Origin of the sequence: Thermus thermamylovorans (assembly GCF_004307015.1) — a bacterium.
Classification (GTDB): Bacteria; Deinococcota; Deinococci; order Deinococcales; family Thermaceae; genus Thermus; species Thermus thermamylovorans.
On the sequence record NZ_SIJL01000044.1, the window covers coordinates 1 to 1,083 of the forward strand.

The following is a 1,083-nucleotide window of genomic DNA, read 5'->3' on the forward strand; positions in this document are numbered from 1 at the left end:
GCCAGCATCTGCTGCTCCCCCCCCGAGAGGGTGCCTGCGGGCTGCCGCCGCCGCTCCTTGAGCCTGGGGAAAAGGGCGTAGACCCGCTCCAAATCGGGGCGAAGGCTTTCCCGACGGCGGTAGCGCAGGAAGCCTCCCAGGAGGAGGTTGTCCTCCACGGGCAGGCCCGGGAAGAGGGCCCGGCCCTCGGGCACCAGGACCAAGCCCCGCTCCAGCAGGGCCTCCGGGCTACGGACCCTCAGCTCCTCCCCCTCGAGGACCACCCTCCCTTCGGCGCGGGCCAGGCCCAGGAGCCCCCGCAGGACCGAGGTCTTTCCCGCCCCGTTGGGGCCGATAAGGGTGAGGGCCTGCCCCTGGTCCAGGGCGAAGCCCACCCCCCGGACCGCTTCCAGGGGGCCGTAGCGCACGGTGAGGCCTTCCACCCGCAAGAGGCTCATGCCGCTTCCTCCTCTCCCAGGTAGGCGGCCCGCACCAGGGGGTTCCGCTGGACCTCCCGAGGAAGGCCCTCGGCGATCTTTTCCCCGTAGTTCATCACCACCACCCGGTCCGCCAGGCCCATGATCAGGTCCATGTCGTGGTCCACGATGAGCACGGTATAGCCCTCCCGGACCAAGGAGCGCAGCAGCGCGGCGAGCTCCCGTTTTTCCTTGGCCCTCAGGCCTGCCGCCGGCTCGTCCAGAAGGAGGACCTCCACCCCCGAGGCCAGGAGGCGGGCGATCTCCAAAAGGCGCTGCTGCCCCACGGCCAGGCGCTCGGCCCGCTCCAGGGCCAAAGACTCCAGGCCCACCCGCTTGAGGGCCTCATAGGCCGTGGCCAGCGCCCTTTCCTCCTCTCCCTGGTGCAGGCCCAAAAGCACCTGGGCAAACCCTGCCCGGGTCCGGGCAAAGGTGCCCAAGGCGGCGTTTTCCAGCACGGTGAGTTCCGGGAAGAGGTGGGGGTGCTGGAAGGTACGGCCCAGGCCCAGGAGGTGCACCCGGTGAGGCGGGAGGCCGGTGATCTCCCGCCCGAAGAGGAACACCCTCCCTCCATCGGGCACCAGGGTGCCGGTGATCAGGTTGAAGAGCGTGGTCTTCCCCGCCCCGT

The 1,083-nt window shown here is 70.4% G+C and carries 2 protein-coding genes; both read right to left on the reverse strand.

The features are described 5' to 3' along the window. Positions 1-437, reverse strand: a 437-nt coding sequence (locus ETP66_RS11805) for an ATP-binding cassette domain-containing protein (RefSeq protein WP_130842775.1), incomplete at its 3' end; no start/stop codon positions are given. After that, positions 434-1,083: ABC transporter ATP-binding protein (locus ETP66_RS11810; protein ID WP_130842776.1), on the reverse strand; the 650-nt coding region annotated here is incomplete at its 5' end. The genes ETP66_RS11805 and ETP66_RS11810, both read right to left, overlap by 4 nt.